Below are 24,335 nucleotides of genomic sequence, written 5' to 3'. Positions count from 1 at the left end.
TTAGTCTTATTAAATTTAAAATTTATTCTTGTGCGTAAAGCCAAATTTAGCCCAAAATTTAACTATATAGATTTTATATTTTTAAAAAATTATCTGTTGTGGTTAAAAAAATTTCTAAGCGATAGAGCTTACTAGATTTATCTCAAAATTTAATAGTTGCAGGATTTTATATTTTAAATTTGATTAAAAAAGTCTCCAAGCCCAAAAAGCTTGGAAACTCTCTTTTTAGCAAGAGAAGCAGGTTTTAAACTCATAAGCGGTTGGGCGCGCTTCGTAAGGCCAAACCTGAGTTTCAAATTTCATGTGCTGATAAGTGTCGATGAAAAGATCGCTCATTATCGGTTTTAGGTATTCGTTATCGCGGATAAGTGCTTCAAGGCTGCCACGAAGTGTGTGTGGTAGCTGCTCGATGCCACGCTCTCTGATCTCATCTAGGTGAAGTTTAAATAAATTTTCATCCATCGGACCAACTGGCTCGTATTTGTTTTTAACGCCGTCAAGCCCTGCCATTAGCATCGCTGAGAAGGCTAGATAAGGGTTTGCTGTGCTATCTGGAAATCTCATCTCAGCTCTAACTGACTTCTCGCCAGCGCCGTAAGGTATGCGGATGCTCGCTGAGCGGTTTTGGCTCGAGTAAGTGAGGATAGATGGCGCTTCAAAGCCTGGGATTAGGCGTTTGTAGCTGTTTGTGCTTGGGTTAGTAAAGGCGGCAACGCTTCTTGCGTGTTTTAAAACGCCGCCGATGTAGTGCCTTGCAAAGTCACTTAAATTTGCGTAGTTGCCCTCTTTGTAGAATAAATTTTTGCCGTCTTTCCAGACTGATTGATGCACGTGCATGCCGCTGCCGTTGTCGCCATAAAGTGGTTTTGGCATAAAAGTAACTGTCTTGCCGTTTAGGTGAGCGACCATGCGAACGACATATTTGTAGATTTGAACGTTGTCAGCAGCCTCGACTAAGTTGCCAAATTTCACGCCGATCTCGCCCTGACCTTGAGCGACTTCGTGGTGTCCTAAAAATACTTCAAGGCCAACTTGCTCTAAAACTTGCATCATTTCAGCTCTTAGATCGACCATGCTGTCGATTGGCTGAGTCATTAAGTAGCCGCCTTTTCTGCGTGGGCGGTGGCCTGTGTTGTAGCTATCTTTGAAGTCTGCAGCGTCGTTCCACTCGCCTTCTTCGCTATCTACTTGATACATCGCGCAGTTTGGGCTGTCGATGATCTTGACGTTGTCAAATACAAAAAATTCATTCTCAGGGCCAAAATATGCCTCGTCGCCAAGTCCGCTATCTTTTACATATTGCATCGCTCTTTTTGCGATCGAGCGAGGGCATTTTTCATAAATTTGACCTTTGTAGATGTCGTAGATATCGCAGAAAACAACGACTGTGATGTCAGAGGTAAATGGGTCCAAAAACGCCGATGTCGCTTCTGGCTTCATTATCATATCGCTCTTGTCGATTGGCTGCCAGCCGTTCATCGAGCTAGCGTCCATCGGGATACCGTTTGTGAAATTCTCTTTTGTAACAGCTTTAATGTTGTAGCTTATGCTGTGCCAAGCGCCGTTTAGATCGGTAAATCTAAAATCTACAAATTTAACTTCATTTTCTTTGCAAAAATCAAAAAAATGATCGATGTTTTGGACAAATTTTCCCATTTTTTATCTCCTTCTGGTTTTTAATTTTCGTATTGTATCACAAAATTTTATATTTAAGATTATCTTTATATTTTATTTGACCCCAAACTAAAATTTTACTAATTCTCTATCTCTATTTTTAAATATCGCACACTTTGAATATCCCAAATTTCTAGCTATCTGCTCGCAAATTTCGCCGTTTTTGCCGATATCTTCTTTGGCGTGAGCGTCTGAACCAAAGGTGATGGTTATGTCATTTTCAGCGATAAGCTCAAGTAAATTTATGCTTGGATATTGCTCGCCGATAGGCTTTCTAAAGCCAGCTGCGTTTATCTCAACTACCAAATTTGCCTCTTTTATCGCTTTTATCGCGTTTTTGGCTAGGATCCTGACATCTTTTTTAGGTAAAAATTTAAAGAGTTTTAAAAGATCGATGTGCCCCATGATGTCAAATTTACCAAGTTTGGCCGATCTTTCTATGTGGTCAAAATACTCTTGCCAAATTTGATCCAAGTCTTTGCCCTCGTAGCCACCGATAAATTCGGGATTGTCAAACGCCCAGCCGTTAAAAAAATGCACAGAGCCTATTAGATAATCAACCTTTCTAGCAAAAACTCGCTCGTCCATAAAGCCATCTAAAAAGTCCATCTCGTAGCCAAGTAAAATTTCTATCTTACCGCTAAATTCCTCTCTTAAACGTAAAATTTCGTCTTCGTAGCTTTGCATCTCCTCAAATTTCATCCTATAAGCTTCATCGTAGTTCATCGGCGCGTGATCGCTAAAGCCAAAGTATTTTGTACCAGCTTTTATGGCGCATCTCACAAATTCTATCGGTTCGCCAACTGCGTGGTTGCAAAGAGGTGTGTGGTTGTGAAGATCGACGGTCATTTTTAGCCTTTTAAAGTCGTTTATTTTTCAAAAATGCTACCTAAAATTTGATAAATTTAAAGATAAACGCATACTTTTTAAACTTTCTTTTTATTTAAATCCTATATAATCAAGGCAAATTTTATTAGGAGCTTTTATGACCCAAGAGGAACTTGACGCGCTTATGGCGGGCGGATTAGAGGATGATTTAGGTGATACTAAAGATGCCAGCCAAGAGGTCGCGGACGTCAAAGAGGAAACAGACGAGGTAGCAGAAGTTGCAGAGGCAATGAGTGCTAAAGCAGATGAGCCACAAGCAAATAGTTCAAAACATGGCGAAAACTACAGAGTGAGTGCAGACGGCGTTTGGCCACCACCACCACCAACTGAAGACCATAAAATGGTACACCAGCTTGACGATGTGACAAGAGATAGCGAAGAGAAAGCTACTCAGATGTTTGACAAGCTTGAGACGATAAATAACTTTTTTATGGACGCTGAGAGGGACTCAAATAGCCTAAAAGATGCGATAAACTCAAACGTTGAGCTATTTACGACACTAAGTGAGAAATTTCCAAATATTGCCGCATTTAGCGAGGCTTTAGAGAGAAACAACTCTCTTCTTGGCACGATTGATAATATCATCGGAAATTTACAAATGGGACAAGATGAGATCATGATGGCTATGGATATGATGCAGTATCAAGACATCCACAGGCAAAAGATCGAGCGTGTTATCAACGTTATGAGGGCGCTTAGCAAATATATGAATACCTTGTTTGAAGGTCGTATCGATGACGATAAGCGTGTTGGTTCAGCTGTTCATATCGCTGGCGATACAACGACTGAAAACCTTGTCAGCAACGACGACATCGAAGCCTTGATAGAAAGTCTAGGTAAAAAATAGTGCTAAAAAGGCCTGAGCTTTTATCTCCAGCTGGAAATTTAACAAAACTTAAAATCGCCCTTGAATATGGAGCCGACGCTGTTTACGGCTCAGTGGCTAGCTTTTCGCTAAGGACTAGATCAGCAAGGGAGTTTAACCTTGAAACATTCAAAGAGGCGATAGACTACACTCATGAAAAGGGAAAGAAATTTTATGCGACCATAAATGCCTTCCCTTTTAACTCTCAGATAGAGCCGCTAAAAAGGCACCTGCAAACCATTTCAGCGATGAAGCCAGATGCCTTTATCATCGCAACTCCGGGCGTCATGAGCCTAGCAAAAGAGATCGCTCCAGATATCGAGATACACCTCTCAACTCAGGCAAACGTTATGAACGTTTTGGACGCTAAAATTTATCATGATATGGGCGCAAAACGCATCGTCGTGGCTAGAGAGATGAATTTAAAAGATGTTATAAAGATAAAAGAGGAAATTCCAACCCTTGACATTGAAATTTTCGTCCATGGCTCGATGTGCTTTGCCTACTCTGGCAGGTGCTTGGTAAGCTCAGTGCAAAGCGGACGTATGTCAAACCGCGGCAGCTGTGCAAATGACTGCAGATTTAAGTATGAACTCTACGCCAAAAACGAAGAGAGCGGCGTGCTTTTTCGCTTAGAAGAGGACGAAAACGGCACTCACATCATGAACTCAAAGGATCTTTGCCTCATCTCGCACATCAAAGAGATCGTTGATAGCGGTGTCATTGATAGCTTTAAGATAGAGGGTCGCACAAAGAGCGAGTACTACGCAGCCTGCACAGCAAGAGCCTATAAAATGGCGATAGATGATGCGCTGAGTGATAAATTTGACGCGCAAATTTATGAAAATGAGATAAATACGCTGAAAAATCGCGGCTTTACGGACGGCTACTTGGTGCATAGACCTTATGAGCGAACCGATACGCAAAACCACGTTAGCAGCCTAGAAGAGGGCACTCATCAGGTAAATGCTATAAGTGAAGACGGTGAGTTTTTTAAATGTAAATATAAAATTTTCCCAGATAAGAGCTACGAGATCGTAGCTCCAACTGGCTCGCACATAGATGATAGTGAAAATGAAATTTCAAAAGTCTATTCGCAAGATGGCAAGAAATTTATCAAATTTAAGCAGCTCATCACCAAAAAAGGCAAGGTCATGAGCGAAATTCACAGCGGCAATGAAAATGAGATAAACCTCGGCGTTAAGCTGCCAAAATTTAGTTTTTTAAGGGAGAAGATATGAAATTTGTTTCTATTATAATGGGAAGTAAAAGCGACTATGAGATCGTTAGCGAGACGGCAAAGACTCTGGAGAAATTTGGCGTAAAATATGAACTGATAATCAGCTCAGCCCACAGAAGCCCAAAAAGAACTAGCGAGTACGTCGCAAATGCCGAGAAAAAGGGCGCAAAAGTCTTCATCGCAGCTGCTGGTATGGCAGCTCACCTAGCTGGAGCGATCGCTGCAAACACAACAAAACCAGTGATCGGCATACCAATGGCAGGATCGGCTCTTAGCGGCGTTGATGCACTTTACTCAACTGTGCAAATGCCAAGTGGCATGCCAGTGGCAACCTTGGCTATCGGCAAGGCTGGCGCGATAAATGCAGCCTATCTTGCGGTGCAAATTTTAGCCCTTGAAGATGAGGGGCTAGCAAGTGCGCTAAAGGCCGACAGAGAGGCAAAGATAAAGGCTTTAGAGGAAGACTCTTCAAAGGTTGAAGTGATACTATAAAAGGAGAAGCGGTGCAGACCTATCTTGGAGTTGATGAATTTTGCAAACTTGTGCACTTGGAGCGCGAAGTTATCGAGGATATGATAAATCGTGGCGTTTTGAAGACCAAAGAGGAAAATGGAGAAATTTTGATAGAGGCGAGCGAGGGAACGATGAGCGTGGTGCCTAGTGTTTCGCAAAATTTATCCTTGCAGCCGCGAAGCCAAGATGGTTTTAGCTTTGTCGAAAAGACGATTGGCACGATATTAAATTTACACGAAAAGGTGCTTGACGCAAAAGATGAGACGCTTGAGACCTTAAGAAATGAGAATAAATTTTTAAAAGAGGCACTCATTTCGATGCAAGAGCTCTATGATGAAGATAGAAAAACGGTCGAGACGCTTACAAAACAGCTTAAAATTTCACAAGATGAAGTTGAATTTTTAAAACGAAAATACAAGCTCATGTGGAACCAAGCGGTTGAAAATTTTAACGGACAAAAGTAGCTTATGAAGATTATAAATTTAGAAGATAGCTTTGAAATTTGCGGAGTAAAAACTCGAACTAAAAATGAAGATGAGATAGACGGAAAGGGTAAAATTCCAGCTTTATGGTCTAAATTTATGAGTGAATACTATGATGGCGAGAGTGAAATTTATAGCGTTTACTGCAACTACGAAAGTGATCTTAATGGACATTACGATAACTTCATCGGCACAAGATCATGCCAAAAAGATGATGAAAATTTAAAGATACAAAGCGGAAAATACGCTCTTTTTAGTTTTGCAAATGAGCCACAAAATGTTGCAAAATTTTGGGGTGAAATTTGGAGATATTTTGAAAGTAGTGAGCTAAAAAGAACCTATAAAACGGACTTTGAAAAATACTTAAAAGACAAAATAGAAATTTATATATCAATAAAATAAAAGGCAAAAAATGACATTTTCACAAATAATACTAACGCTTCAAAACTATTGGCAAGAGCAAGGCTGCGTCATACTTCAGCCATACGACATGCCAGCAGGTGCGGGCACATATCACCAAGCGACATTTTTAAGAAGCCTTGGACCAAAGCCATGGGCGACCGCATACGTAGCTCCAAGCCGCCGCCCGACTGATGGCAGATACGGCGAAAACCCAAACCGCCTTGGCGCTTACTATCAGTTTCAAGTGCTCATAAAACCAAGTCCAGAAAATATCCAAGAGCTTTATCTAAAAAGCCTTGAAAGACTTGGTCTAAATTTGAAAAATCACGATATCCGCTTTGTCGAAGACAACTGGGAGAGCCCTACACTTGGCGCTTGGGGGCTTGGCTGGGAGGTCTGGCTAGATGGCATGGAGGTTACGCAATTTACCTATTTTCAACAAGTTGGCGGCATCGCATGCGAGCTCATATCTGGCGAGATAACATACGGTCTTGAGCGCTTAGCTATGTATCTACAAGATGTAAATAGCGTCTATGACATCGTTTGGGACGACTCTAATGGCAACATCGTAACCTACGCCGACGTGCATAAACAAGGCGAGTATGAGTGGAGTAAATATAACTTTGAAGTGGCAAACGTTGATATGCTTTTTAACCAGTTTGAAAATGCATTTGGCGAGTGTAAGCGTTGCTTGGAGGCTAAAATTTCACTGCCAGCTTACGACTACTGCATGCTTGCGGCTCATACATTTAACGTCCTTGATGCGCGCGGAGCGATCAGTGTGACGCAAAGACAAGACTACATCTTAAAAATTCGCGAGCTTGCAAAAGAGTGCGCGCTAACATATAAAGAGAGCTTAGAGCAAAAGTAAAATTTGATGAAAATAGCTGAAATTTATAAAAATTTAGATGAAATTTGCCCATTTGTGAGCCAAGAGTCTTGGGATAATAGCGGCCTGCAAGTTGGCTCATTTGATAGCGAATTTGAGCGAATTTATCTAAGTCTTGATCTTGATAGTGAGCTTTTGCAAAATGTCTTGCCAAACTCGCTCATCATAACCCACCATCCGCTCATTTTTAAAGGACTAAAGAGCCTAGACTACAGCCTCTATCCAAGCTCACTCATAAGAGAGATGATGATAAAAAATATCTCGCTCATCTCGCTTCACACAAATGCCGACCTTGCATTTTTAAATGAAAAATTTGTGACGCAGGTTTTGGGACTTGAAATTTCAAGCAAAGAAGGCTTTTTGATCTACGCTAATGTGAAGATGAAATTTAGTGAGCTTTGTAAATTTGTAAAAGAAAAACTTGGGCTAGAAAATTTAAGAGCAGTTTATGCAAAAGATGAAATTTCTAAAATTTGCATATGCACTGGAAGCGGCGCAGATCTCATGCAAGATGTCAAAGCAGACGCCTTTTTAACAGGCGATCTAAAGTATCACCAAGCCCTTTACGCAAAGGAAAATGGACTAAATTTGATCGACATAAATCACTATGAAAGCGAGCGTTATTTTAGTGATTTTTTAGCAAAATATTTGCAAAATCTAAAAATTGAAGTTATAATAAGCAATTCTAAAAACCCATTTACATATTGCTAACAAAAAAGGAAACATTATGAATAAATATTTGCAACAATTAGTTGAATTATCTGATCTTGACAAACAAATAGATGGTTTCACGCCACGCATACAAGAAGTAGAAAAAGCCTATAAAAGCATAGAAGAAGAGTGTGAAACTATAGCGGTTAATGTAGAAAGACTTGACGAAGAGGTAAATGATCTAAAATCACAAAAATCAGGCACAAACGCTCATATCGCAGAGTTTAGCGCAAAGATCAAAGACGTGGCTAAAAAAAGCTCAAGCGCAAAAAGCGAAAAAGAGATAAAAGCTCTAGGTCTTGAAGAAGATATCGCAAAAGAGCAACTTGAAGCAGCAAATGAAGAGATCGCTAGACTTGAAAAACTAATAGACAATAAAAATGCTCAAAAAGATGAGCTAAATGCTAAAAAAAAAGAGCTTGAAGGAAATTTAGAAAAGATAAAAAGCGAGGTTTCATCTGAGCTAGAAAAGATCGAAAAAGAGCGCAAAGAGGTCTATGCTAAAAAAGATAAGCTTGTTGCTGCGATGAACCAAAAGATACTAGCATTTTATGAGAAAATAAGAAAATGGGCTCACAACACAGCCGTTGTGCCTGTTAAAAAACAAGCTTGTTATGGCTGCTTTATGCAGATAAATGATAAAACTTTCTCTGCGGTTGTAAAAGGCGAAGATATCGTTACTTGCCCGCATTGTGGCAGAATTTTATACAAACAAGAGCAATAACACATTTCGTGATAATAATATATTATTTTTTAGCCTCAATACTTTACTTTTTTGGGGCTATTTTTCTACTTTTATTAAGTTTCAAAAAAAAATACCATAGATCAATCCCAGCACGTTTCTTTCTCTTTAATAATCCTAAATTTAAAGATGCAGATGTGCATTTTCATGCTTGCTCGTTTGGCGAGGTGCAAGCGCTTAAGCCTTTGATGCAAAAATTTGACAGCAAAGCCATAAGCGTGGTGACAAATACGGGCTTTGAAGCGGCGAGCAAAATTTGCTTTAACACGAGGTTTTTGCCATTTGAAATTTTCTTGCCATTTTGGCTAAAAAAGAGCAAAATTTTAGTCATTTTTGAGGCTGAGCTCTGGCTTATGCTAGTTTTCATGGCAAAGCTAAAAGGCAGTCGCGTGATACTGATAAACGCTAGAATTTCAGATAGAAGCTATAAAAGTTACTTAAAATTTTGTTTTTTTTACAGATATCTATTTAAATTTATAGATAAAATTTACGCCCAAAGCGAGCTTGATAAAGAGCGGCTAGAGTCGCTTGGAGCAGGTGAAATAGAAGTTGTTGGCAACATAAAAGCTGCGTTTTTACCAAGTGTGAGTAAAATTTATGAAAGGCCAAAAGCTAGAGTGATCGTGCTAGCAAGCACGCATGCGGGCGAAGAAGAGATGATTTTAGATAATTTAAATTTAAAAGAAAACGATCTTTTAATCATCGCACCACGCCACCCTGAGAGATTTGCAGAGGTGGAAAAGCTAGCAGGCGAGTACGCTAAAAAGCATGATTTTAGCTTTGCTAAATTTAGCCAAATACATAAATTTGAAGCAAAGATAAATTTACTTGATACTTTAGGCGAGCTTGTAAATGTCTATGCTATTAGCGATGTAGTCGTGCTTGGAGGCAGTTTTGTGCCAAATATAGGTGGGCACAATCCAATCGAGTGCGCACAATTTAACCCAGTGGTAATTAGTGGTGAGTTTATATTTAACCAAAAGGTGTTATTTGGCCTAGTTGAAAACATCTACATCGCAAAGACTAGCGAGATCGGCGGCATAATAGATAGTGACGCCAAAAAGAGCAAGATCGCCGTGCAGGCCAGCGCTGATGCGATCATAGAAGATATAAGGAGCACTTTATGAGTGAAGAAAAAGCGTATAAAATTTTAGCCAAGCAAAAAAACATCTCAAACAACGAGGCAAAGGAGCTAATCGACAGCGGACTAGTCTATGCCAAGGGGCAAAAGGTGATGATCGCTCGTGCGCTAATGAGCGAAAATACTAAATTTAACGTCGAAGAGATGCCAAAGCCAAGTGTTATCTTTGAAGATGAAAATTTAATAGCCATTAACAAACCAGCTGCCATAACTAGCGAAAAAATCAGTCAAATTTATAAATTTCCACTCCTTCACAGGCTCGATAAAGACACGAGCGGCGTGCTGCTTCTTGTAAAAAATGACGAATTTGCGAGCCTTGCCATAAATGAGTTTAAAAAGATGAAGGTTGAGAAAATTTACGTGGCCGCAGTTAGGGGCATCATGAGCGAGAAGGTGGTCGTAAATGAGCCGATCTTAACGATAAAAAATAAAAATGGTGCCTTTTCTAAGATCTCAAAAGATGGCAAAGAGGCGATCAGTGAAATTTCACCGCTCATGGTTGCGGGTAAAAAAACGCTTGTAAAAGTTGCCATAAAAACAGGCAGAACGCACCAGATAAGAGTGCATTTGGCTAGTTTAAATTTACCTATCGTTGGCGATGAGAAATACGGCAAAAATAGGGCAAATAGAATGTTCTTGCATGCCTATTCTATCGCTCTTTTAGACTATAAATTTAAAGCGCCGATACCAAAAGAATTTAACTCTCTTGGATTTGAGCTATCTAATAAATTTGAAATTTAAAGAGCAATAAAGAAATTATTTAGTAATATACGCCCTTTAATAACAACTTAGAAAGGTGATTAGTGTTCGAACAAATTAGCGAGTCTTTTAGATTAGCCGTTAGTAAGATACGTTTTGTAGATGACGAAAAAGCTCTAAAAAACGCACTTGACGTGCTCAAAAAAGCTCTTTTAAAAGCTGATGTTCACCACAAAGTCACCAAAGATCTACTCGCGTCTATCGAAAGCGAACTAAAGCAAACTGGTGTTGGTCAAAAGAATTTTCTAGATGCGATCAAGTCAAATTTAACGACTATCTTAACAGCTCCTGGTAATCAAGGCTTTGTCTATGCGCCAGTTGCGCCAACCATTGTTTTGATGGCTGGTTTGCAAGGTAGCGGTAAAACAACAACAACTATTAAGCTTGCAAACTATCTAAAACTAAGAAAGAAAAAAGTTTTAGTTGCTGCTTGTGATTTGCAAAGATTAGCGGCAGTTGAGCAACTAAGACAGCTCTGCGTTGCAAACGAGATCGATCTTTTTTATATAGAAAATGAAAATAACCCTATAAAAGTAGCAAAAGAAGCACTAGAAAAAGCAAAAAGCGGTCTTTATGATGTGCTTTTGGTGGATACCGCTGGTCGTCTTGCGATCGATGAAAAGTTGATGCAAGAGATAAAAGATGTAAAAAATGCGATAAATCCACATGAAATTTTCTATGTAGCTGACGCTATGAGCGGACAAGATGCTGTAAAAACAGCTACAAGTTTTAATGAAATTTTGGGGATTTCTGGAGTTATCCTTTCTAAATTTGACTCTGACTCAAAAGGTGGCGTAGCTATTAGTATTGCAAAACAGCTAAATATCCCACTTAGATTTGTCGGTACTGGCGAAAAAGTAGCTGATATCGAGAGCTTTATACCAGAGCGTATCGTAAGCCGTATAATGGGCGAGGGCGACCTAGCTACTTTGGTCGAGAAAACATCGACTATTATCGATGAAAAAGAGGCAAAACGTCTAAATCAAAAGATAAAAAAAGGTCAGTTTAACTTTAATGATTTTTTAGATCAAATGGAAAGCGTTAAAAAGCTTGGTAGTATGAAGTCTTTGATGGGGATGATACCTGGACTTTCAAATATTGCAAATCAGATAAAAGATATAGATCTTGATAATTCAAAAGAAATTTTGCATATTAAGGCTATGATAAACTCTATGACGCAAAAAGAGCGTGAAAATCCAGACCTTTTAAACAATAGCAGAAAAAGGCGTTTAGCAGCTGGTTCAGGACTATCTCAAGTAGAGGTAAATCGCTTTTTAAAGCAGTTTGAAAATGCTTCAAAGCTTGCTAAGAAATTTTCAGGAAAAGGCGGAGCAAAAGGACTTGCAAATATGCTTTCACAAGCAAATTTGAAAAGACCTGTTTGATAAAAGGGTTTAAATTTGGATATTTGTTATCTAAATTTAAGCTTTATTTAAAAACAAGAGGAGAATATAATATGGCAACAGTAGTAAGACTAACAAGAATGGGACGTAAAAAAAGACCTTTTTATCGTATAGTTGTTACAGATAGCAGAAAAAGACGCGACAGCGGTTGGATAGAGAGCATTGGTTATTACAACCCTATGGTCGAGCCAAATGTTATAAATTTCAACAAAGAGAGATTGGATTATTGGAAAAGCGTCGGTGCTAAACTTAGCGACAGAGTTGCACAAATTACAAAATAATGGTTGAAAATTTTTTATACGAATACGCCAAGCTGATAGCTGATTTTCCTGAAAAGGTAACTATCGAGCATCAAGAGCTTGGTGAAAATTTTGTCGAGATTATTATAAGTGCTGATAAGGTTGATACTGGAAAGCTTATCGGTAAAGACGGCAAAATGATAAATGCTATAAAAACCGTTATTATTGGCTGTAAAGCAAAAGACAATACAAGTTATAGAGTAACGGTAAAAGCTATTGAATAGTGATATTGTTGAAGTCGCTACCATCGGGAGATGTGTTGGTTTAAGGGGCTATTTAAAGCTTCACAACAAGAGCGACTTCCCAGAGCAATTTAAAAAAGGTGCAACCTTTTTTGATAAAAACGATGATGAGCTCATCATAAAAGATTACAACAGACAAAAAGAGCTGGTTTTGTTTGAAAAATTTGATGACTTAGACCTTGCTAAAGCACTTGTAAACAAAACTATTTATACCACAAAAGAGCTCACCAGAAAAAACTGCAAACTAAAAAAAGATGAATTTTTTCGGTTTGATATCATTGGTTTAAAAGTTGTAGAAAATGGTGAAAATTTAGGTATTGTAGAAGATATCCAAGATAATTTTGCAAATTCACTTTTATACATAAAAACTGATGAAGTGCTTATTGCGGCTGGTAAACCAAAGAATTTCTACATTCCGTATTTGGAGCGTTTTATCGAAAGCGTAAATTTGGATAGTGGAGAGATTTTGGTAAAAGGCGCTAGAGATATCTTAGAAAATTCATGAAATTTACATTTATTACACTTTTTGAAAATTTAGTTAAACCTTACTTTAGTGATTCTATTTTAAAACGCGCGATTAGCAATAAATTTATTGAAATTGATTTCATAAATCCAAGAAATTTTACCAACGATAAACATAATAAAGTTGATGATTATATGATTGGAGGTGGAGCAGGGCTTTTGATGTTTCCACAGCCTTTGGATGAGTCGATCAAATTTTTAAAAGAAAAAGACAAAAATGCCCATGTTATTTTTTTGACGCCAGCTGGTAAAAAATTTAGTCAAAATGACGCAAAGAGGCTTTCTAAAAAAGATCATATTTGCTTTGTTTGCAGCAGATATGAAGGTCTTGATGAGAGAGTTGTTGAGCTTTGGGCGGACGAAGTTTTTTGCATAGGTGATTTTATTTTAACTGGTGGAGAGCTGCCTGCACTTTGTATGAGCGACGCGATATCAAGAAATGTGCCCAGAGTTTTAGGAAACGACATGAGCCTTGAAATAGAGAGTTTTGAGGGTAATTTGCTTGAAGCCCCATCTTTTACAAAACCTGATAATTTTAAATCCCTCTTTGTGGTTTCAGAGTTTTTAAAGGGTAATCATGCTAAAATCCACAACTTAAAAAACAAGATGGCTCACTGCAAAACAAGGTACTTTCGCCCTGATTTATATCAAAAGCTAAAGCCACATAAATAAGGAAAAACATGAGAAATAAATACATTGAAGCGTTTGAAAATGCTCAAATTGCTGGTAAGAATATCCCTGACTTCCGTGCAGGAGATACATTGCGTGTGGCTACTCGTATTCACGAGGGAGACAAAACGAGAATTCAAAATTTTGAAGGCATTTGTATAGCTAGACGTGGTAGCGGTACTGGTGAAACATTTATCATCAGAAAAATCGGCGCTAACAGTGTTGGTGTTGAGAGAATTTTCCCAATATTTAGCGATTCTATCGAAGAGATAAAGGTTCTTAGAAAAGGTCGTGTTAGAAGAGCTAAGCTATTCTATCTACGCGAACTACGCGGTAAAGCAGCTAAGATCCGCGAACTTAGAAAATAAAACTTTTTCCCTGAAATTTTCAGGGATTCTCTACTACAAACTATATTTAAAATCATTTTTATATTACTCGATATTTATACTTCATTAATCACTCTTTGCTAGAATTTTACTTCAAATTTACTTTTAAGGAATAAAAATGAAAAAGATTTTGATTTCACTTGCAGCTATTGCGTCTTTGGCTATGGCAGCAATCAATCTAAACACAGCTACAAAAGAGGAACTTATGAGTCTTGATGGTATCGGCAGTGCAAAAGCAGATGCTATCATCGAGTATAGAAAAGCAAATAAATTTAACTCAATCGACGATCTCAAAAATGTAAATGGCATCGGCGATAAAACTTTTGATAACCTAAAAGGTGAAATTTCTACTACTGGCAAAAGCGAAGTAAGCGAAAAAGCAAAAGCTGGTAAGAAGAAAATGGATGAGGCAAAAGACGAGATGAAAGAAAAAATCTCTGATAAAAAAGATAAATTTAAAAAGAAAGCTTCTAAAACTAAAGAAGAGCTAACTTCTAGCAAAGAAGATGAAGCTAGTATGAGTGAAAAAGCAAAAGATGAAAAAGATAAAGTTGTTGACAAAGTAAAAGAAAAGAAAGAAAAAGCTGCTTTAAAAGCTAAATCTAAAAAAGAAAAACTTAAAGAAAAACTAGAGAAATAAAACATTTTAAAACCTGCTTGTCTTTACAAGTGGGTTTTATAAATCCATATATTTTTTGTTTTAATTATAATTGACAAAAAATATCACAACTTTCTTCAAATTTCATTGATCCGATAATTTTTATCTTTGGTCAAGGAGTTTTTCTAAATTGTGTCAAAATAACTGCCATCTAATTTTGCCAACTAAAAATTTATATGAAACTGTCCCAAAAAAACGACTATCAAAAGAGTGATTGCGGTTGTCGTCAACCATGTTTGTCGAGTTTCAAACTCCAACGGAATAAATTCTAATGAACCGCCGACCTTCGGGTTATGAGTGTTATGCGCTATTTTTATAAGTAGCCATTAAGCTACATTTGTTAAAATTTGCCATATGAAAGTATTAAAAAGTTCGACATTTAATAAGTGGTTACATAAGTTAAATAATCCTATTGTCAAGGTTTCTATATTAAGAAGATTAGAGCAGATAGAAACAAAAGATCATTTAGGGGATTATAAATTTATAGATACAGGCTTATACGAACTTAGGTTTTTCAATCGTGGCGGGTTAAGGATATTTTTTACCTTTGATGGCGATGAAATAATTATATTGTTAAATGCTGGCGATAAAGATAGCCAAAGCGATGATATTAAAAAAGCAAAAGATATTTTAAAGGATTATAGATGAAAGAAGAATTTACAAAATTTAATTTAGAAGACTACTTAACAACTGATGAATTAAGAAAAGAGTATTTAAATCAAGTCTTAGCTGATGGCGATATTGAAGAATTTAAAAGAGCATTATTTTATATAGCAAAGTCAAAAGGCATTGAAAACGTTGCAAAGAAAGCAAATTTAAATAGAGAAAGCTTTTATAAGATGTTTAAAGAGAATTCAAAGCCTAGATTTGAAAGTATATTTAAGGTTGTGAATGCTCTTGATATTAAGCTTGTTTATGCTTAGTCTATTTTTCATTATTATTTCTAGTTTCTTTTTTTGCTGTATTGGCTGGGGTTTTGGTTTTTCGAAGTATCTGCATAAAACTATATTATCATCAGTTTGATATATCTTTGCAAGATAGCAATTATTATTTATCTGATCTATTATTTAAATCTCTTCTCTGAAAATCTTTGGCTTTTAAATTTGTCGCTTCTGTGTTGTTTCAAACTCCAAAATCTAATGGAGAGCCAAATATGAAAAAAAGTGGGGGGGCTGTTCATTTTCGGTTTCAAACTCCAACGGAGTAAATTCTAATAGCACCAAAAAGCTGATTTTATAGGTGTTCTAGTGCAAGAAGTCTATATTTTTTCGCCTTAAATTTGACTAAAATTTAGCCATGTGTAAATACGCCAAGCCCTAAATTTCAAGCATTTTAAAATCTTAAAAAACGCTTTATTAAAATGCGATTTTACTCCCACCTAAAGCCTTCATAAGGCGCGTCCTCGCAGATACACTTTTTAAGCTTATTTGCTTCGCGGCGGATCACCTGCCTCCACGTTAGCTCCCTACCGCCCACCGTGAGCGTCTCGCAAAGGCGCGAGATCATCTTTAGCTCGATCTTTTGCACGGCGTCGTTGCTAAATTTTATCCTGCCAGCGTCCGTTTGGAAGTCTTTTGCAGTGATCTCTTTTTTATTTAGCATGTTAAAAATCAGCGTATCTCCCAAGATCGGCTTAAAAATCTCCGCAAGATCGAGATGTAGGCTTAGCGCGCGGTAGTTTGGCTCGTGCAAAAAGCCAATGCGAGGATCTAGCTCGGTCTTGTAAATTTCGCTTAAGCAGATGTTGTAGATGCGCGTATTTGCGTAGCTTATGAAGCTGTTGATCTTATCAGCGGGCGGGCTTTTGAGCGGACGGTAAATTTAAAGCTTCGCTGATCTGCGATGATCTCATTCCACTTTTCGTAGTAGAGCTTTTGAAATGCACTCTCTACCGCCATGATAGCAGGCACGCTAGTGGCGGCATCTAGTGCCTTTATGTGAGGCTGCATGTCAAATTTCACGCCGTGTCTTTTGCAGTTTGCAGCGTCGTTTATGATGTGGGCTCTAGTGATCTCGCGCGCGATATATGCACGCTTGATCGGGTCGTCAAAAGAGCAGAGCTGGCACAGCAACACAAAGCCGCTTTTATTTACGGAGTTTGGCGTGTTTGGGTAGAAATTCCCGCGAAAACTCTGATACGGGCTAAAGATGTGCAAAAGGATGTTATTATCCGCCAAAAATGCGATGGTGTAGGTGTCGATCTGCACTTTTGCTAGCACGTAAATTTCATCGATCGCATTTACCGGCAAAATTTTACTATCGACAAGTGCGCCCGTTTCGTCAAATTTTTCAAAGTAGATATTGTTATCTTGCCTGTAAAGTCTGCCTGGACTAAGTATAAAGTGCGTCCTGTCGCTCTTTTGCATATTTGCTTCTTAGCTAAATACTGGGCTATTTTTATCTACGCCAATGACGATGCGCTCGGAGTATTTTAGCGAGTTAAATGTATAGATGACGATGGAGTCAAGCTCGCTTACGCACTCTTTTTGCAGCGTCTTGCTTAGCTTTTTAAAGTCGCTCTCGCGGATCTCGCCCTCATAGACCGAAAACTGCACGCGAGGCAGAAATTTCTCGACCGCTTTTCTGATGCGATTTGCGTTATTTCGCTCTTTTTGCTCGCGTCCTGCGATGTCGTAAAAAAGTATCACATACATCTTCTCTCCTAAGCAGTGCAATAGTCGTGATATGCGCAGTTTTGGCAAAATTTACAGCTAGTAAATTTGGGTGGCTTTTCTAAATTTGCAAGTGCGCTTATCTCGCTTAAAATTTGCTCCATTAGAGCGAAATTTTCGCTGGTGTCATCAACTAATATCACCTTTTTACCGCTTATTAGTTTGCCTTTTACCTCTTTTAAATTTAGGCCCGTTTTTAAAAGATAGATGTAAAAAAGCAGTTGCATCTTGCCTGCAAGCTCGTTTTTTAGGCTCTTTTTTTACTTCGCTCTCGCTCGTAACGCTAAAGCGAGGATACTTCGTGATGAGGTAGTGGCCGTGCTGCTTGGAAAGTTTGTCGAATTTCAAATTTGAAAATGCAAAGTCCTGCAAATCGCTCTCTTTGATATCTGCTAGCGCCTTGCCCATTAGCACGTTTTCGTCTTCTTGGTCCGCGTGGATCTGATGTGCGTAAAGCCATGCCTCGCGCTTGCAGGTGATGTAGTAATTCACAAGCGTGCCAGTGATCTGATCTTTTGAGAACATTAGTCAAATACCTCGTCTACTGCCGTTAGCTCAGGCAAAAATCCGTCAAATTTATTATAAAAATCGCTAGGCACTAAAACATATCTACCAAAAAGCTCTCTAGTATAAGACTTAATATTGCCAAGCATATTTTTGCCAACCGCAATGGTATATAGCGCTAGCTCTTTTTCAAGCTCTTTGATATTTGCCAAGATGATAAATTTATCTTTGCCTGAGGTCAAAAGAGCCTCTCGTTTTTCTAAAAATTCATTGAAATGACCATTGTATTGCTCTATAAAAAGCGATACTTTGTAGTCTTGCTTTGGCATGAAGTTGGCATTAAATTTATCAAATAACGTTTGAAATTTTAACTCTTTAGCAAGGCTTAGCATATCTATGCTTGTCGTTTCGTCTTTGGTGCTCTGAAAATAACTCTCTAAAATTTGATAAATTTCGCTCTCTTTTATAGAGCGAGATAAAATTTCTTTTACCTTGTCTTCTTGTAGGTCTATATCGTGGTATGGAAATGTTTCGCCGTCTATGTAGTCAAAAACAACAACTTTTGCCGGCCTGCTAGATGTGGCGTTGCGATTTACTCTACCAGCTGCCTGGATGATGGCGCCAATGGGTGCAAATTCGCGAAATCCCACGTCAAAACTAAGATCAACCCCGGCCTCGATGAGCTGAGTGGCAACTAGGGTAATCTTCTCGCCGCCTTCAAGTTTTTCTTTTATCTCGTCTATTATTTGTACTCTGTGAAGTGGGATCTGATGCGTCGTCAAAAGATAGACGCCTTTTTTGCCACTGTTTTTTAGGGTTTCATATAGTTTTTTGGCTTTTGAAATTGTATTTACGACGCAAAGTGCGCTTTCGTCTTGATGTTTTAAAATTTCACTTACCAAATCATCAAGCCCTTTTATATCCGGCTCGTAGATGATCTCATATCTATCTTTTTCACGTTTATATAAAATAGACTCCGAAAGCTCGGTAAAGCTCTCTAGCTCAGCTGCGATATGAGGCATAGTTGCTGACATGATTATAAAATGGATATTGTATCTTTTTGAAAATTCGTTAAAAGCAGCTGCCATGGATTTTAGCAGCACTCGCGGAATATTTTGTATCTCGTCTATGATGATGACGCTATCTCGCAGAGTTTCAAGCTTGAGATTGTCTTTATTGTGGTTTGAGAAAAAAGCAAAAAATAGCTGGTTAAAAGTCGTGACTATAAAATTTTCATGCCAGATGTCGGCTAAGAATACCTTTTGCATAAACTGCTCTTGTTCATCGTCATTTTGGCTTTTATAGCTTGTTAGATGGTGATACTTTAAGACGTCTTGATCTGCTATGACTTTTTGATACTCGGTGTGCGTTTGATCTATGATAGAGGTAAAAGGTATAGCCGTTATGATGCGCCTTTTATTGCCGTTTCTAGCAATTTCTAGGGCTAAATTTAATGCCAAAAACGTTTTGCCGATACCTGTTGGCGCTTTTATGAGAAATGTTTTCTTGTCTTTGTTGGAGTTAAAATTTTTAAATATAATCTCTCTTGCTTTGTCTTTATAATCATCTTGCTTTTTGGTGGCTATTAAGCTCTTTATGCGGTCTATGTAAAGATCTATCTTTTTGGCATTTAAAACGGCTAAATTTTGATAGCTTTCTGAAAAAATGGCTTCAAATTTATCAGCCAAAATGAGCCTTGAGTATCTTTTTTTAAAAATAAAAAAGCTCTCCAAACCATAATATTTTGATAGTTCATTTTCTAAGTCTAAAAAATAATCTACAAAATCGTAGATATCTATATCGATATCTAAATTTGCTCTTTGGGCTACCTCATCTATCTTTTTGAGCCTGTCTATTAATTTTGCTTTTGTGGAGCCTATGCTTGAGAGAAAGTAGTCTATATCAGGTAAATCAGAGTGGTGCTTTAAGATAGCAAAGAAATTTGCTAAGAAATTTATATCCTTGTTGTCTCTAGCAAAAAAGTATATAAAAGCGCTTTCTAGCGTGTGTGTAGTTTTTAGTTTTTGCCGTGCTTTTTCAAATTCATCTGCCGAGTTAAAATTTTTAGAGTCTAAATTTATATAGTCTTGAAATTTTTGTGAAATTTTAGCTAGATCGTGAAAAGATGCTGCTTCCTTGTGCTCATTGTCATCAAAGCTGTTGGCTATATTTTTAATGTGTGAGTTGTATGATTTTTGCGGATGTGAGTTAAAAACGTCTGAAATTTGCATCATACAAATATGCATCGATAAGTTTTTTGGGCGCAAATCACCTCGCAAACCTCTATATTTTTTGCCCTTATTTGATCGTTTGAAACTATCAAATTTATATGCGTTTTTGGAGACCTGTCGTTATCTAGGCTTTTGGCAAAGCAGATTGGCGAGTATAAAACATTTTCGTCAAAGCATATATTATGCGCCTTGCTTTGCGGCACAAACGAGTCAATACTTACCTCATCAAAATTTTTATTTACAAAATTTGCTATCTCTATAAACTCAAAATTGCCTGTAAATTCGCTATTGCCAAGATAAAAAGGAAATTTGGAAATTCTATTTTTTAGACTATCTATCGCTTCGTTTTCAAATTTAAATTTATCGATAAAAATCGTATATCTTGGATCGATTAGCAGCTCTCTGTTTATAGGTTTCTGTGGTGCCGAGCCGTCTCTTAGACCATTTGAAATCTTTTGCATATCTAAATTTTTAAGGCTATTTAGATGGGCTTTTGTTTTTTTGGTGTAGTCGTTTATGTAGTTTTGCGAAAAGGTTTTCTTTGAAATGGCACCGTCCAAAACGACGCTATATCCAAAATCCATAAAATTTTCGTCGCCTAAATAGTCATCCACACCAAGCAGAGCCGCCAACATACCGCCTACAGTGGTCTTTGGCGGTAGCGGCAAAGTGATATTTTGGCTTATAGAAAGCGGATCTCTAAAGCAAGCAAATTTACCCCAAATTTTAAATGCAAACATTATAGCTCTCTTGCGTCTATTTCTAGTCCCAGCTCTTTAAACTGATCCACATACCTCCTAAAAGAGTCATCGTAAAAGATCACAACCTTTTCTATCTTTTGGCTCATATTTTTTAGCGATCTAATGAGGGCTGTAAAATTTAACTCACACTCGTCAATGCTTCTGATCTGATCGGAATCTTTATTGTCTAGCTTTACAAGCTCGTCAAGTAAGCCTATCATATAAGTATCTTTATAGATCACTCTAATAAGCATTCTTGGCTTTTGACCGACCTTGCTTCTTGTGTTTAGCAACTTTGTGCCTTGCCACATCGAGTCAAGCATCTGTGCGACATCTTCTTCGCTAGTGTTTGATTTGGTGGCATTTAGTGAATTTATAGTGCCATACATGGCAAATAGGCCATACGGTATGTAGTTGTCGGTTCTAAATGTTTTATTGCCGCTGCCGTCTTTGCCAAACGCGCCGGTTCCTTGAGACATTATAGTCTCTGTCTCGTTTAGTGATTTAGCCCAAGAAAATTGCACTGTGCCTATGATTTGGATATTGCTTTTTGGCGCCACGCCTCCAAAAAGTCTATTGTCTATGCAGCTTAAAAATGCTTTTTTATCATCTGCTTCGCCTAAAATTTTCTTTACCTCGGCAAATCTAGTTTCTGCTGACTGTACTTGTTCGGCGTTATTTACAAAGATTGTTTGAGACTTTCTGTATTGCAGATCATCTCTAATGGTTCGCTTTACTCTTACGTCACTCACGATAGCTTTTCTGTCGCTCTCATCGTATCTTGGCGCATTGTCGTTTAGCATATCTCCGTTAGGATTTGTCATCTTTGCGTCCCATAAAAACAAAATTTCACTATGTTTTGCTATCTCACTCATTATTTTCTCCTGATTGTTGATTATCTTTTTTAAATTTAACGTAGTCGTTCATACCTCGTATAAATGCAAATGAAATTTCATAGCGAGAAACGCTCTTGCTTTTTTCATTGCAAAAATGCGTAGTTATCAGTTGCGACAGATCGCTATTTGTCGAACTACCTAGCTTTAGTTTTCTTTCAAATTCATTTGCTTTATTAAAAATTTTCTTTAAATTTGGCGCTATTATTTTTTGATTTGAAAGCCACTTTTCAAATGTCTTATTTTCTTTAGAAACGTCTGAAGCAAAAGAGCTATTTATAATACTCTTTGAATAAGCGCCTATCAAATAAGCACCTTTGATTAGATCATCTTTAAAATAATCTGACTGCTTTTCTAACAGCTCCTTAAAATAATCAGAAAAAAGCTTCATAATCACATCCTTATCGCGTTTATCTCTTGTAAAAATCCTAAAATTTTATTTTCATTTTTGACAATATTTTCAGGAAAGGCTATCCAGTTTTTGACGCCGTCTTTTATCTTTTTCTTATTTTGGGCATCAAATTCTCTAAAATGTTCAAATCGTTTCAAAAGCTCGATATATTTTATCTTTGCGTATCCGAGCAGCAACTTTGCTAAAAAATTTTCTCCTGTATGATTTTGTTATCAAGTCCTTTGACTCTTGTGGCAACGGCATATTTTTCAAGAACGCCAAAATAATCTTTGAGATAGGTAAATTTGATATCATCATCTGTATCTTGAATTTGCTTTGAAGAGTCGGTAATATGATGCTCTTGCATTAGTTTTACGACCTTTGCTATCCTGCTTGGCAAAACGTCTTCAAGTGTAGAAAATATCTTAACGGATAAATTTGTCTGATCAACCTCGGCAAATAAAATATCAAGCGTAAAGCTATTTATTTGGTCGTAATTTTCGATTTGCTTTCGCAATCTTCTCATAAAGCTCTCTTCTCTTTCGGATTCTTCTTGCATATTTTTTGCATTTTTAAGAAAGCTTATTAATCCTTTGAAAATTTCAGCGTCGAAATTTGCCATAGAAGGGATGATTATGTATTCTAAGCCTTTGTAGTAAAATTTTAAGTTATTTATCGCAAACATCCAACCTTTTTTTATTGCCTTTGCGCTTTCTAGAGACATAGGCAGTTTGTTTATCTGCTGTATGCAGTAGCTATCATCATAATTATCCATGGTGAAAAATTTAATATCAGGATTGTATCCGCAGGCAATTTTTTCTTTTGTGACGACATCTGCTAGTTCTTTTAGAATTGGTTCGTTTTTGCTGTTTTTAATATGAGGGCGGACAAATTCGTTAAGATAGTTTTGCAAAACTTCAGGCATAAACTCATAAAAACTCTTGCCATTTACAAGCAAAATCAAAAAATAATCATCCTGCTTAAAATTCTTTAGCTCAAGCTCGTCATTTTCATAATTTTTAATGTATTCAAATACCAAGGCGGCAACACGCTTATTGTCGTCGTTTGCATAGACCATAACCGAATTTTGTAGTGTATGTGAGATGGCTTTAAATTTCTTGTATAGATCTTTTTCGCCTTGATACTCAAAATTTGGATATAGATAGTATGAGTTGCTCGTGCCGCCTATCTTTTTAGTAAAAAGCGTCTTTATGTTATCTAGCGAGGCTCTGGATATTTTTGGCTTATCGACAATTTTTAAATTTTCTACTTTAAAATCGATGGTTAAAACAATATGTTCGCTATCTTTAAAATTTGAATTTTTTATCATAGCGATAGTGTCGTCATCGCTTATTAAATTTCCGATCACATGTAACTTATGAGCAAGTCCCATTTTAAATTGACCTTAAAAATTTTTATTAATATTAAGACAACATACCTTAAATATTTATAAAATTTATTTATCTTCAACTACTTCTAAAAACCCAAGTCCGCAGTTCATACATCCACTACCAACTCCCACATCAAGGATCAAATTTATAAGCTCTGGCTTTGCTTTGATATGCCACTTTGCAGGCCAAGCTCTGACAGGCATATTGTTGTTGCCATAGAAAAAATAAAAAGGTTTTTGTAAATTTTGCCAAAGCAAATTTAGCTCAAATTCGCCCTCGTATTTATACCCCATAAGTGTTTCAAATCTTTGCAGCGCGTTTGTTTTCATCATTTCAAGATGCCTGGAGTCTTGCGGCTCAAGATGCACTTTATATCCCAAAAGTCCAACGACCGAACACGCAACACATCCTTGAAAAGTAGCCTCATTTTGTGAAATTCTATGCTTTTTTATTGACACAGACGTATCAAGCAAACAAATATTGCCAAGTTTTAATCCGTCTTTTAGCACAGCAAAAGCGATCGTTTTTTCAAATTCTGGCACAAACGAGCTAAATCTTATATCTAAACTTAAGCTATTTAATCTAAAATCAAAATTTGATCTTTTAAAATTTTTACCGCTTTCTTTATGTGTGTATCCGTCATGTTCAGCCTTTGGCAAATAGCTATAAATATAGCCTTGTATGAGCTTAGATAAAGACTTTGCTATTTTTAAATTTTGAGTTGGTAGACGTGAATTTATAATGATCATCCTTGCTCCTTATTTGTTGCTAAAATGGATTATAACTCAAAATTTTGTAAAAAATAGACAATTATATAAAATAAATTTTTTAGAATTTATTTTTTATTTTAAAATAATGTAGCTAAATAAAATCAAAGACTTATTTTAAAATTTAAACGCTCTTTTCTTGACATATAATAATGTTTTTTGTATAATCTCAATTCTTTTTTAAATAATCATGTCTTGCTAGCTCAGTCGGTAGAGCATCTCACTTTTAATGAGGGGGCCGTTGGTTCGAATCCAACGCAG

At 37.2% G+C, this 24,335-nt stretch carries 30 protein-coding genes and 2 pseudogenes; 19 read left to right on the top strand and 13 right to left on the bottom strand.

The annotated features are described in order from the left end of the window. Positions 1–225: 225 nt before the first annotated feature. Positions 226–1,656, bottom strand: a complete 1,431-nt coding sequence (gene glnA / locus G6W41_RS02320; RefSeq protein WP_009294014.1) for a type I glutamate--ammonia ligase — start codon at positions 1,654–1,656, stop codon at positions 226–228. Between the two features lie 87 nt (positions 1,657–1,743). After that, entirely contained in the window at positions 1,744–2,523 is a 780-nt protein-coding gene (locus G6W41_RS02315) for a histidinol-phosphatase (protein ID WP_194170501.1), read from the bottom strand. 136 nt (positions 2,524–2,659) lie between these two features. On the opposite strand from G6W41_RS02315, the gene G6W41_RS02310 reads away from it, so the two are divergent. The 17 genes from G6W41_RS02310 to G6W41_RS10430 all read left to right on the top strand — a co-directional run bounded on the left by G6W41_RS02310 (position 2,660) and on the right by G6W41_RS10430 (position 14,467). After that, positions 2,660–3,409 (top strand): chemotaxis protein, encoded by a 750-nt coding sequence (locus G6W41_RS02310; RefSeq protein ID WP_194170500.1) that lies wholly within the window; start codon positions 2,660–2,662, stop codon positions 3,407–3,409. Next, positions 3,409–4,668: a peptidase U32 family protein gene (locus tag G6W41_RS02305; RefSeq protein ID WP_107849871.1), complete on the top strand. Its 1,260-nt coding sequence runs from the start codon at positions 3,409–3,411 to the stop codon at positions 4,666–4,668. The genes G6W41_RS02310 and G6W41_RS02305 overlap by 1 nt, the downstream gene beginning before the upstream one ends. Continuing rightward, complete coding sequence (gene purE, locus G6W41_RS02300) at positions 4,665–5,159, top strand: 5-(carboxyamino)imidazole ribonucleotide mutase (RefSeq protein WP_021088047.1); 495 nt, start codon at positions 4,665–4,667, stop codon at positions 5,157–5,159. The genes G6W41_RS02305 and purE overlap by 4 nt, the downstream gene beginning before the upstream one ends. A gap of 11 nt (positions 5,160–5,170) precedes the next feature. Next, positions 5,171–5,644, top strand: coding sequence for a DUF3972 domain-containing protein (locus G6W41_RS02295; RefSeq protein ID WP_107849870.1), 474 nt, complete (start codon positions 5,171–5,173; stop codon positions 5,642–5,644). 3 nt (positions 5,645–5,647) lie between these two features. Further along, positions 5,648–6,064: a GyrI-like domain-containing protein gene (locus G6W41_RS02290; protein WP_103557713.1), complete on the top strand. Its 417-nt coding sequence runs from the start codon at positions 5,648–5,650 to the stop codon at positions 6,062–6,064. A gap of 10 nt (positions 6,065–6,074) precedes the next feature. Next, the gene (gene glyQ / locus G6W41_RS02285; protein WP_107849869.1) at positions 6,075–6,935 is read left to right on the top strand and encodes a glycine--tRNA ligase subunit alpha; all 861 of its coding nucleotides are present in this window, start codon (positions 6,075–6,077) and stop codon (positions 6,933–6,935) included. A gap of 6 nt (positions 6,936–6,941) precedes the next feature. Further along, positions 6,942–7,664, top strand: a complete 723-nt coding sequence (locus G6W41_RS02280; RefSeq protein ID WP_107849868.1) for a Nif3-like dinuclear metal center hexameric protein — start codon at positions 6,942–6,944, stop codon at positions 7,662–7,664. A 16-nt stretch (positions 7,665–7,680) separates the two neighbouring features. Next, complete coding sequence (locus tag G6W41_RS02275) at positions 7,681–8,388, top strand: zinc ribbon domain-containing protein (RefSeq protein ID WP_194170499.1); 708 nt, start codon at positions 7,681–7,683, stop codon at positions 8,386–8,388. Between the two features lie 8 nt (positions 8,389–8,396). Then, entirely contained in the window at positions 8,397–9,533 is a 1,137-nt protein-coding gene (waaA, locus tag G6W41_RS02270; protein ID WP_194170498.1) for a lipid IV(A) 3-deoxy-D-manno-octulosonic acid transferase, read from the top strand. Then, a complete protein-coding gene (locus G6W41_RS02265; protein ID WP_107849867.1) occupies positions 9,530–10,288 on the top strand; it encodes an RluA family pseudouridine synthase in 759 nt (252 codons plus the stop codon). The genes waaA and G6W41_RS02265 overlap by 4 nt, the downstream gene beginning before the upstream one ends. A 62-nt stretch (positions 10,289–10,350) precedes the next feature. Continuing rightward, the gene (gene ffh, locus G6W41_RS02260) at positions 10,351–11,691 is read left to right on the top strand and encodes a signal recognition particle protein (protein ID WP_103595132.1); all 1,341 of its coding nucleotides are present in this window, start codon (positions 10,351–10,353) and stop codon (positions 11,689–11,691) included. A 71-nt stretch (positions 11,692–11,762) separates the two neighbouring features. After that, on the top strand, positions 11,763–11,990 hold the full coding sequence (gene rpsP, locus G6W41_RS02255; RefSeq protein WP_009293992.1) for a 30S ribosomal protein S16: 228 nt from the start codon (positions 11,763–11,765) through the stop codon (positions 11,988–11,990). Next, entirely contained in the window at positions 11,990–12,232 is a 243-nt protein-coding gene (locus tag G6W41_RS02250; protein ID WP_194170497.1) for a KH domain-containing protein, read from the top strand. Before rpsP ends, G6W41_RS02250 begins: the two co-directional genes overlap by 1 nt. Continuing rightward, positions 12,225–12,755 carry a ribosome maturation factor RimM gene (rimM, locus tag G6W41_RS02245; RefSeq protein ID WP_194170496.1) on the top strand — a complete coding sequence of 177 codons (531 nt, stop codon included), beginning with the start codon at positions 12,225–12,227 and terminating at the stop codon, positions 12,753–12,755. The genes G6W41_RS02250 and rimM overlap by 8 nt, the downstream gene beginning before the upstream one ends. Beyond that, positions 12,752–13,444: a tRNA (guanosine(37)-N1)-methyltransferase TrmD gene (trmD, locus tag G6W41_RS02240; RefSeq protein ID WP_194170495.1), complete on the top strand. Its 693-nt coding sequence runs from the start codon at positions 12,752–12,754 to the stop codon at positions 13,442–13,444. The genes rimM and trmD overlap by 4 nt, the downstream gene beginning before the upstream one ends. Positions 13,445–13,452: 8 nt before the next feature. Further along, entirely contained in the window at positions 13,453–13,809 is a 357-nt protein-coding gene (rplS, locus tag G6W41_RS02235) for a 50S ribosomal protein L19 (RefSeq protein WP_002941851.1), read from the top strand. Between the two features lie 136 nt (positions 13,810–13,945). Then, the gene (locus G6W41_RS10430; protein WP_194170494.1) at positions 13,946–14,467 is read left to right on the top strand and encodes a helix-hairpin-helix domain-containing protein; all 522 of its coding nucleotides are present in this window, start codon (positions 13,946–13,948) and stop codon (positions 14,465–14,467) included. 153 nt (positions 14,468–14,620) lie between these two features. On the opposite strand, the gene G6W41_RS10080 is transcribed toward G6W41_RS10430, so the two are convergent. Beyond that, positions 14,621–14,719 carry a S26 family signal peptidase gene (locus G6W41_RS10080; protein ID WP_242039887.1) on the bottom strand — a complete coding sequence of 33 codons (99 nt, stop codon included), beginning with the start codon at positions 14,717–14,719 and terminating at the stop codon, positions 14,621–14,623. Between the two features lie 120 nt (positions 14,720–14,839). Here G6W41_RS10080 and G6W41_RS02225 point away from each other — a divergent pair, with 120 nt between their 5' ends. Both G6W41_RS02225 and G6W41_RS02220 read left to right on the top strand, forming a co-directional pair. Continuing rightward, positions 14,840–15,133, top strand: coding sequence for a type II toxin-antitoxin system RelE/ParE family toxin (locus G6W41_RS02225; protein ID WP_194170493.1), 294 nt, complete (start codon positions 14,840–14,842; stop codon positions 15,131–15,133). Continuing rightward, positions 15,130–15,408 (top strand): addiction module antidote protein, encoded by a 279-nt coding sequence (locus G6W41_RS02220; protein ID WP_009293986.1) that lies wholly within the window; start codon positions 15,130–15,132, stop codon positions 15,406–15,408. The genes G6W41_RS02225 and G6W41_RS02220 overlap by 4 nt, the downstream gene beginning before the upstream one ends. Before the next feature lie 445 nt (positions 15,409–15,853). Here G6W41_RS02220 and cas1 read toward each other — a convergent pair. From cas1 to G6W41_RS02170, 10 genes and pseudogenes are all read right to left on the bottom strand, one after another. Then, positions 15,854–16,851: pseudogene (cas1, locus tag G6W41_RS02215) on the bottom strand (CRISPR-associated endonuclease Cas1). Positions 16,852–16,860: 9 nt separating this feature from the next. Further along, the gene (gene cas2, locus G6W41_RS02210; RefSeq protein WP_021089505.1) at positions 16,861–17,139 is read right to left on the bottom strand and encodes a CRISPR-associated endonuclease Cas2; all 279 of its coding nucleotides are present in this window, start codon (positions 17,137–17,139) and stop codon (positions 16,861–16,863) included. 8 nt (positions 17,140–17,147) lie between these two features. Then, positions 17,148–17,682: pseudogene (locus G6W41_RS02205) on the bottom strand (Dna2/Cas4 domain-containing protein). Beyond that, complete coding sequence (cas3, locus tag G6W41_RS02200) at positions 17,682–19,895, bottom strand: CRISPR-associated helicase Cas3' (protein ID WP_194170492.1); 2,214 nt, start codon at positions 19,893–19,895, stop codon at positions 17,682–17,684. Before cas3 ends, G6W41_RS02205 begins: the two are co-directional and overlap by 1 nt. Further along, on the bottom strand, positions 19,892–20,632 hold the full coding sequence (gene cas5 / locus G6W41_RS02195) for a CRISPR-associated protein Cas5 (RefSeq protein WP_194170491.1): 741 nt from the start codon (positions 20,630–20,632) through the stop codon (positions 19,892–19,894). The genes cas3 and cas5 overlap by 4 nt, the downstream gene beginning before the upstream one ends. After that, positions 20,632–21,507, bottom strand: a complete 876-nt coding sequence (gene cas7b / locus G6W41_RS02190) for a type I-B CRISPR-associated protein Cas7/Csh2 (RefSeq protein WP_194170490.1) — start codon at positions 21,505–21,507, stop codon at positions 20,632–20,634. Before cas7b ends, cas5 begins: the two co-directional genes overlap by 1 nt. Beyond that, the gene (locus tag G6W41_RS02185) at positions 21,500–21,916 is read right to left on the bottom strand and encodes a hypothetical protein (protein WP_194170489.1); all 417 of its coding nucleotides are present in this window, start codon (positions 21,914–21,916) and stop codon (positions 21,500–21,502) included. The genes cas7b and G6W41_RS02185 overlap by 8 nt, the downstream gene beginning before the upstream one ends. A gap of 2 nt (positions 21,917–21,918) precedes the next feature. After that, positions 21,919–22,074 carry a hypothetical protein gene (locus G6W41_RS02180; RefSeq protein WP_194170488.1) on the bottom strand — a complete coding sequence of 52 codons (156 nt, stop codon included), beginning with the start codon at positions 22,072–22,074 and terminating at the stop codon, positions 21,919–21,921. Positions 22,075–22,118: 44 nt separating this feature from the next. Continuing rightward, positions 22,119–23,309, bottom strand: a complete 1,191-nt coding sequence (locus G6W41_RS02175) for a TM1802 family CRISPR-associated protein (RefSeq protein WP_194170487.1) — start codon at positions 23,307–23,309, stop codon at positions 22,119–22,121. A gap of 63 nt (positions 23,310–23,372) precedes the next feature. Further along, a complete protein-coding gene (locus G6W41_RS02170) occupies positions 23,373–24,056 on the bottom strand; it encodes a CRISPR-associated endoribonuclease Cas6 (protein ID WP_194170486.1) in 684 nt (227 codons plus the stop codon). Positions 24,057–24,335 lie beyond the last annotated feature (279 nt).

The sequence above is a fragment of the Campylobacter concisus genome, from assembly GCF_015230035.1.
GTDB classification, from domain to species: domain Bacteria; phylum Campylobacterota; class Campylobacteria; order Campylobacterales; family Campylobacteraceae; genus Campylobacter_A; species Campylobacter_A concisus_BK.
Note: the sequence above shows the minus strand (reverse complement) of the source record. Positions and strands in the feature narration are given on the sequence as shown.

What these genes read in the sequence shown, in the direction of transcription:
- glnA (WP_009294014.1), bottom strand. Translation starts at nt 1,656, where the DNA reads ATGGGAAAATTTGTCCAAAACATCGATCATTTTTTTGATTTTTGCAAA.
- G6W41_RS02315 (WP_194170501.1), bottom strand. Translation starts at nt 2,523, where the DNA reads ATGACCGTCGATCTTCACAACCACACACCTCTTTGCAACCACGCAGTT.
- G6W41_RS02310 (WP_194170500.1), top strand. Translation starts at nt 2,660, where the DNA reads ATGACCCAAGAGGAACTTGACGCGCTTATGGCGGGCGGATTAGAGGAT.
- purE (WP_021088047.1), top strand. Translation starts at nt 4,665, where the DNA reads ATGAAATTTGTTTCTATTATAATGGGAAGTAAAAGCGACTATGAGATC.
- G6W41_RS02290 (WP_103557713.1), top strand. Translation starts at nt 5,648, where the DNA reads ATGAAGATTATAAATTTAGAAGATAGCTTTGAAATTTGCGGAGTAAAA.
- glyQ (WP_107849869.1), top strand. Translation starts at nt 6,075, where the DNA reads ATGACATTTTCACAAATAATACTAACGCTTCAAAACTATTGGCAAGAG.
- G6W41_RS02280 (WP_107849868.1), top strand. Translation starts at nt 6,942, where the DNA reads ATGAAAATAGCTGAAATTTATAAAAATTTAGATGAAATTTGCCCATTT.
- G6W41_RS02275 (WP_194170499.1), top strand. Translation starts at nt 7,681, where the DNA reads ATGAATAAATATTTGCAACAATTAGTTGAATTATCTGATCTTGACAAA.
- G6W41_RS02265 (WP_107849867.1), top strand. Translation starts at nt 9,530, where the DNA reads ATGAGTGAAGAAAAAGCGTATAAAATTTTAGCCAAGCAAAAAAACATC.
- rpsP (WP_009293992.1), top strand. Translation starts at nt 11,763, where the DNA reads ATGGCAACAGTAGTAAGACTAACAAGAATGGGACGTAAAAAAAGACCT.
- G6W41_RS02250 (WP_194170497.1), top strand. Translation starts at nt 11,990, where the DNA reads ATGGTTGAAAATTTTTTATACGAATACGCCAAGCTGATAGCTGATTTT.
- trmD (WP_194170495.1), top strand. Translation starts at nt 12,752, where the DNA reads ATGAAATTTACATTTATTACACTTTTTGAAAATTTAGTTAAACCTTAC.
- rplS (WP_002941851.1), top strand. Translation starts at nt 13,453, where the DNA reads ATGAGAAATAAATACATTGAAGCGTTTGAAAATGCTCAAATTGCTGGT.
- G6W41_RS10430 (WP_194170494.1), top strand. Translation starts at nt 13,946, where the DNA reads ATGAAAAAGATTTTGATTTCACTTGCAGCTATTGCGTCTTTGGCTATG.
- G6W41_RS10080 (WP_242039887.1), bottom strand. Translation starts at nt 14,719, where the DNA reads ATGGTTGACGACAACCGCAATCACTCTTTTGATAGTCGTTTTTTTGGG.
- G6W41_RS02225 (WP_194170493.1), top strand. Translation starts at nt 14,840, where the DNA reads ATGAAAGTATTAAAAAGTTCGACATTTAATAAGTGGTTACATAAGTTA.
- G6W41_RS02220 (WP_009293986.1), top strand. Translation starts at nt 15,130, where the DNA reads ATGAAAGAAGAATTTACAAAATTTAATTTAGAAGACTACTTAACAACT.
- cas2 (WP_021089505.1), bottom strand. Translation starts at nt 17,139, where the DNA reads ATGTATGTGATACTTTTTTACGACATCGCAGGACGCGAGCAAAAAGAG.
- cas3 (WP_194170492.1), bottom strand. Translation starts at nt 19,895, where the DNA reads ATGATGCAAATTTCAGACGTTTTTAACTCACATCCGCAAAAATCATAC.
- cas5 (WP_194170491.1), bottom strand. Translation starts at nt 20,632, where the DNA reads ATGTTTGCATTTAAAATTTGGGGTAAATTTGCTTGCTTTAGAGATCCG.
- cas7b (WP_194170490.1), bottom strand. Translation starts at nt 21,507, where the DNA reads ATGAGTGAGATAGCAAAACATAGTGAAATTTTGTTTTTATGGGACGCA.
- G6W41_RS02185 (WP_194170489.1), bottom strand. Translation starts at nt 21,916, where the DNA reads ATGAAGCTTTTTTCTGATTATTTTAAGGAGCTGTTAGAAAAGCAGTCA.
- G6W41_RS02175 (WP_194170487.1), bottom strand. Translation starts at nt 23,309, where the DNA reads ATGGGACTTGCTCATAAGTTACATGTGATCGGAAATTTAATAAGCGAT.
- G6W41_RS02170 (WP_194170486.1), bottom strand. Translation starts at nt 24,056, where the DNA reads ATGATCATTATAAATTCACGTCTACCAACTCAAAATTTAAAAATAGCA.